The following is a 5,911-nucleotide window of genomic DNA, read 5'->3' as shown; positions in this document are numbered from 1 at the left end:
ATCCTGATTCCGAAGGCGGAGTCGGCGGAGCAGGTGCAGGCCGTGGATGCCAGGAGCGAGGAAATCCGCCGGGCCTGTGGTCGGGAAGAGCCCATTTTCCTGATGCCGATCCTGGAGAGCAGCCTGGGCATCGTCAACGCCGCCGCGATTGCGCACGCCAGCCCGAATAACGTGTCTCTGGCGATCGGCCTGGAGGATTACACCGCTGATCTGGGGACGCTGCGTACCCTGGAGGGGAAGGAGTCCTTGTTCGCTCGCAGTATGGTAGTCAATGCAGCGCGCTCCGCCAGGCTGCAGGCGTCCGGGACGGTATTCAGTGATGTGGACGACATGGAGGGTCTGCGCGCGGCAGCCCTGGAGGCCAAGTCCCTGGGTTTCGACGGGATGGGGGCCATCCATCCCCGGCAGGTGCGGGTGATCCACGAAGCCTTTGCACCCACGGAAGCCGAGATTGAACAAGCCGGGGAGATCGTGCTGGCCTTTGATGAGGCCCGGGCCAAGGGGCTGGGGGTGGTCTCCCTGGGTACAAAAATGATCGATCCGCCGGTGGTCCGCCGGGCCCAGCGCACGATGGATCTGGCAATGGCGATTGGTCTGGTGCCCGAGAACTGGAAGCCGATCTGGATTGGGAAGCTACAGCAGGTGGCGGAAGAATGAGCCGCGTCAGACCGCAATCTCAACAAGGTGTAGCTAATACCGGGACCGGGAGGTATGACCGTGAGTGATCCGTCTGATCGCCGGACAGGTCCGTCTGATCGCCGGACAGGACCGTCTCAACGCCGGACAAGCCAAACCCCCAGACAAGGGGATTCACCTGCGATGAGTGAAATCATTGATAAGCTTCGCCGGCATCTACCGGAGCTGGAGAAGCACTACCAGGTGAAATCTCTGGGCGTATTCGGCTCCTGGACCCGCGGCGAGCAGGGCAAAAGTAGCGATCTGGATCTGCTAGTGGAGTTTGATGAAAACGGCCCCGGTCTGCTGGGTTTCGTTCACCTGGAGAATTATTTGAGCGACCTGCTGGACGTCAGGGTGGACCTGGTAGAGAAAGAGACGCTGAAGCCGGCCATCGGGCGCCGCATCCTTGAGGAGGTTCAGTTGCTATGATGGCAAAGCGGGTATACAGCGACTATCTCCGCGACATCCAGGAGGCGGCGGAGAAGGCGCAGCAATTCATTGAAGGCCTAGACTTTGAGGATTTTGCCAAGGATGAGAAGACGGTCTTTGCGACGGTTCGAGCCCTGGAAATCATTGGAGAAGCTGCCAAGCACGTACCGGAAGAAGTGCGACGTCAATATCCCGACATCCCCTGGCGGGATATGGCCGGAATGCGTGACAAAGTGATACATGAATATTTTGGGGTCAACCTAAGGCGCGTTTTCGACACCGTGCATCAGGAGCTACCTCATATCCATGATGCGTTTGTCCGCATATTGAAAGAGATAGAGAAGGGGAGTGATGAATAAAGTATCCAAGGCCGCAAGATGGCCGAACTCGGGCAGCTGTTGGATAACTGGAATGAAGCGGAGGTAAGCATTTGAAAGCGAAAGCGGTTGGTGGAACAATCGAGTTGGTGGAGAACGATGCCGGGCGGTTGGTGCCGACGGTGGTGAACGGAACCCCGGCCATCCCCTACCAAGGCGTAGGCAAGTACCGGCCCCAAGGCCGCAAAGCGGCGCCGCCCATTCGCAGCTGCGCCGACTATCCCCCTGATGGTGACAAGCGGGTGGGATCGCTCAAGGAGGCGCTCAAGAAAGCCGGGCTGCAGGATGGGATGACCATTTCCTCGCACCACCATTTCCGTGACGGTGACCTGCTGATGGTGCAGGTGTTCGACGCCGTGGCTGAGCTGGGCGTTAGGAACGTACGGTGGTTTCCGTCGGCCTCTTTCCCGTGCCACGAGCCGCTGATCAAGCACCTGGAGAGCGGAGTCATCGGCTGGATCGAGGGGTCCATGAACGGGCCACTGGGTGAGTTTGCCTCTACAGGGAAGATGAGGGGATTGGCGGTGCTGCGCAGCCACGGTGGGCGCTGGCAGGCGGTGCAGGACGGTGAGGTGCACATCGACATTGCCGTGCTAGCGGCCCCGACGGCCGATCCCTTCGGGAACGCTACCGGCGACCGGGGCCCGTCGGCGTGCGGACTGCTGGGATTCGGAATCGTGGACTCCCTGTATGCCGATAAAGTCATCGTGGTCACCGACAACCTGGTGCCCTTCCCGTGCGTGCCCTGGCAGATCATGGGCCAGAACGTGGACTATGTGGTGGAAGTGGAGCGCATCGGCGACCCGGAGGAGATCGTCTCCGGGACCACCGAGCTTACGCGCTCGCCCGACCGCCAGTACATTGCGGAGCTGGCGGCTGAATTCGTGCGCGCCGCGGGCATCCTGCGGGATGGCTTCAGTTTCCAGGCGGGAGCGGGCGGCACCTCCCTGGCCTTCGCCATCTACCTGAAGGAGATGATGAAGGAAGAGGGGATCAGGGCCCGCTTCATCCGGGGCGGCTCCACCAAATACCTGGTGGAGATGCTGGAGGAGGACCTGACCGATTTCATCCTGGACGGCCAGACCTTCGATCTCGAGGGCGTGCGCTCCCTGCGGGAGAACCCCCGCCACATCGACACCTCACCGTTTACCTCCTATAACTGGCACGGCAAGGGGAACTTCGCCAGCATGGTGGACGTGGTGGTGCTGGGCGCTACGGAGGTGGATGTGAACTTCAACGCCAACGTGGTGACGCATTCGGACGGCATCCTGCTGCACGGCATCGGCGGCTGGCAGAACTGCCTGTTCAGCAAGTGCACCATTCTGCCGATCCCCTCCTTCCGGGATCGGATTCCCGTCATCGTGGACCGGGTGACCACGCTCTGCGGGCCGGGCGAGCTCATTGATGTCGTGGTCACCGAGCGGGGTATCGCCATCAATCCCCTGCGGAAGGATCTCATCAAGGCGACCAAGGGCAGCGGTTTGCCGATACGGCCCATCGCGGAGATAAAAGCAGAAGTTGAGGAGCTCTGCGGTGGTCCGCCGGACAAACCGGCATTCACGGACCAGGTGATCGGGGTGGTGAAGTGGGTGGACGGGACGGTGCTGGACAGCATTTTTAAAGTGGAAAAATTGGTGTAATGATAAATGTTGAATGTCGATTGTTGAATGGGAGATGAGGACGAGAAGATCGCAACAATTGATGACAACACCCAAATGATGGAATATCAGAATTCAAAAACGCATGAAGGGTGATGAGCTAAAAACGAGGACAAAAGGTTTTGCGCATCGATGCGTGAAATTGGCTAATACTCTTCCAAATTCGACCTTAGGGAGACATATTAAAGGGCAGCTGATTAGGTGTGCAACGTCGGTTGCCTCTAATTATCGAGCTGCCTGCATGGCGCAGTCCAAGGCTGGTTTCGTGTCAAGGTTGAGTATTGTCATTGAAGAGGCTGACGAATCATATTTCTGGATCGAATTTATCATAGAGGAGAATTTATTGAAAAAAGAGCAAGTTGAGCCATTACTCAAAGAAGCCGACGAATTAACGGCCATATTCACGACTTCCAGAAAAACCGCTCAAGGCAGAACCTAAATCTTATAAAGCGATCAACATTCATCATTCAACATTTATCAATAACATGCTTTAAAGGATGGGATCATGCGTAACAAAGTCCTGGCAATCTGGCCTGAGATTGACTGGATACAAGATCAGAACCTGCGGGAGAAGGTTCTCGATGCCTGGGTATATGCTATTAATAACAGTGTGCTGACGGTGGAGGACCTGGATACGATTCCGTTCTCCCTGCTGATCAAGGACTGCCGGGTATCCTTCATGAACCACAAGCGCACCTGTGTGCAGCTGGCGGTGGACATCGCCCGGCGTATGCAAGCCAACTTCGGTGACGAAATCCAGATCGACATGGATACCCTGATCGCCGGCGCCATCCTGATCGACGTCGGTAAACTGATGGAGTATGAGCTCGTGGACGGCAAGCTGACGACCAGTTCGGCGGGCAAGGTCGTCCGCCATCCGTTCAGCGGGGTGGCCATCGCCGACCGCTTCGGCCTGCCGCCGGAAGTGCAGCACATCATCGCCACGCATTCCAAAGAAGGCGACCTGGGGCACCGGACGGTGGAATCCATCATTGTCCACCACGCCGACTTCGTCAGCTTCGAGCCGTTTAGGGCTTAACCCAGCGGGTGTACTTGTCCATAATAGGCTTGTAACGCGCAGCATTTCGTGGATGATAATCGATGATTATTACCCGTGAAACCGACATTTCTCACCAGGGAAAGGAACTGGGTTGCTTCTGGGAAAATGCCGATTACGCGTGTGCCTGGAAGGGCCTGGTTTTCATCCCCGGTGTTCAGGCTGGTCAACCATCAGTGGAATACGTAGTCCGCAGTTTGGCGGAAGAGGAAAGGACGCTGCCCGAAGCTCTGCTCCCCTTGAAAGGGATCTTCTTCCTGACGATCCGGGACAAGAGGCGGCAGGTGAATTATGTCCTGACCGACAATAGTGGACTGTTCAAGGGTTATTTCGCCAAGCGTCTGATCGGAACCTCCTACCTGGAGCTGGTTCGTCATCTGCGGCTTAGGACCGGCGATCTTTCTCCAGAGGCAGTGGTGGAATTTCTCCATCTGGGGAATATTTATTTCAATCGGACATTTACGCCGGGTATTGAAAAGATCGGGCACGATGAGATCCTGACCTTTGGCCCGGATGGCGAGGTTCAACAGATTCCCAAGCCGCTACCTGCTCTTGAGAACCCGCCTACATATTCCCTCACGGAATATTTCCAGGAACTGGCCGCTTCGATCCGCGGCGAGAACATCAGCCTGGACCTGACCGGCGGTTTTGATTCCAGACTGGTGGCCTGTCTGCTGGATCATGCCGGACTGGATTTCGAGGTATCGCTTTCGGGAGCGAAGACTTATGGCGATTTCGCCATTGCCCGGAAGGTAGCGGATGCCTTGGGGAAAGAATTGCAGGTTACCTACCACCAGGTCAATGAGAATGTTGGGGATGTTGAAGCCCTGTTTCAAGTTGAGGATGGGCTGGGCGATGTTTTGACCTTTCATCGCCTGTCGCAATACCATAGTGATCGTCGGGAGCGCGGAGTCACCCTCGCTCTGTCCGGAGTAGGAGGCGAGCTCTACAAGGATTTCTGGTGGCTGCAGGACTTCCCCTTTTATAATACCTTGAGGCCGAACATTGCGCGCTTGTACGACCTGCGGATCGAACCGCTTCGGTTTCCTCATTCCATTCTCGCAAATGACCTGGAGGAGCTGAGTATTAACTTCCGCGCGCGAATGCTGAAGGCGCTTGCGCGGTACCTAGATGATTCGAACACGAAGACCTATGATCGTATTTATTATTACTTCAAGATGCAGGAGATGGCCGGCCGTATCGCCACCAGCACGATCAATCACTACCTGAACCTGTTTATACCTCTCCTGGATCCGGACCTGGTGACGGTCGGTTTCAACCTACCCCGCCGGCAGCGCTTCTTCAACTCTTATCATCGGTCGCTTCTTTATCGGCTGTATCCGCAGGTGGCGAAGATTCGCACCACCGAGGGCGTGACGGCTTCATTATCGCCAGCGGCTCTATCGACTGACATCGCCCGCTATATTGGTAACAAAGGCAAACGCGCCCTAAAAAAGGTTAGCCAGCGCCTGTGGGGTCAGACCAGGTTTCAGGATGATCCTGACCATCCTGATCTGAGGCGCAGCATTTGCAGCCTGCGGTTGACAGGTGACATGCTCACTTCCTTAAAAGACCATGGCATTCTGAATCCGGTCTTGTGTAAAGATGGGCTTAATCTGCGGTATCTGGGCCGTATTCTTACCCTTGGTCTCCTGCTTGGTGAACTGAATCAGGGGAGGAATCAGCCTGATGTCATCTGACCGGTCTTTTTC

7 protein-coding genes are annotated in these 5,911 nt (G+C 56.5%); all 7 read left to right on the top strand.

Annotated features, from left to right (window positions below):
- On the top strand, positions 1-657 hold a 657-nt coding region (locus tag ACETWG_08385; GenBank protein MFB0516608.1), incomplete at its 5' end, for a CoA ester lyase.
- A gap of 162 nt (positions 658-819) precedes the next feature.
- The gene (locus tag ACETWG_08380) at positions 820-1,107 is read left to right on the top strand and encodes a nucleotidyltransferase family protein (GenBank protein MFB0516607.1); all 288 of its coding nucleotides are present in this window, start codon (positions 820-822) and stop codon (positions 1,105-1,107) included.
- Positions 1,104-1,466, top strand: a complete 363-nt coding sequence (locus ACETWG_08375) for a DUF86 domain-containing protein (protein MFB0516606.1) — start codon at positions 1,104-1,106, stop codon at positions 1,464-1,466. Before ACETWG_08380 ends, ACETWG_08375 begins: the two co-directional genes overlap by 4 nt.
- A gap of 71 nt (positions 1,467-1,537) precedes the next feature.
- Complete coding sequence (locus tag ACETWG_08370; GenBank protein ID MFB0516605.1) at positions 1,538-3,124, top strand: citrate lyase subunit alpha; 1,587 nt, start codon at positions 1,538-1,540, stop codon at positions 3,122-3,124.
- A gap of 103 nt (positions 3,125-3,227) precedes the next feature.
- The gene (locus ACETWG_08365) at positions 3,228-3,581 is read left to right on the top strand and encodes a four helix bundle protein (GenBank protein ID MFB0516604.1); all 354 of its coding nucleotides are present in this window, start codon (positions 3,228-3,230) and stop codon (positions 3,579-3,581) included.
- Between the two features lie 66 nt (positions 3,582-3,647).
- Positions 3,648-4,181, top strand: a complete 534-nt coding sequence (locus ACETWG_08360) for an HDIG domain-containing metalloprotein (protein MFB0516603.1) — start codon at positions 3,648-3,650, stop codon at positions 4,179-4,181.
- Between the two features lie 62 nt (positions 4,182-4,243).
- Positions 4,244-5,899: an asparagine synthase-related protein gene (locus ACETWG_08355; GenBank protein MFB0516602.1), complete on the top strand. Its 1,656-nt coding sequence runs from the start codon at positions 4,244-4,246 to the stop codon at positions 5,897-5,899.
- Positions 5,900-5,911 lie beyond the last annotated feature (12 nt).

The organism is Candidatus Neomarinimicrobiota bacterium (genome assembly GCA_041862535.1).
Taxonomy (GTDB): Bacteria; Fidelibacterota; Marinisomatia; order SCGC-AAA003-L08; family TS1B11.
The sequence above is the reverse complement of the archived record's forward strand: the minus strand, read 5'-3'. Positions and strand labels throughout refer to the sequence as shown.

Bases quoted from the DNA above. Each gene is read 5' to 3' on its own strand.
- ACETWG_08380 (MFB0516607.1), top strand. From the start codon at position 820: ATGAGTGAAATCATTGATAAGCTTCGCCGGCATCTACCGGAGCTGGAG.
- ACETWG_08375 (MFB0516606.1), top strand. From the start codon at position 1,104: ATGATGGCAAAGCGGGTATACAGCGACTATCTCCGCGACATCCAGGAG.
- ACETWG_08365 (MFB0516604.1), top strand. From the start codon at position 3,228: ATGAAGGGTGATGAGCTAAAAACGAGGACAAAAGGTTTTGCGCATCGA.
- ACETWG_08360 (MFB0516603.1), top strand. From the start codon at position 3,648: ATGCGTAACAAAGTCCTGGCAATCTGGCCTGAGATTGACTGGATACAA.
- ACETWG_08355 (MFB0516602.1), top strand. From the start codon at position 4,244: ATGATTATTACCCGTGAAACCGACATTTCTCACCAGGGAAAGGAACTG.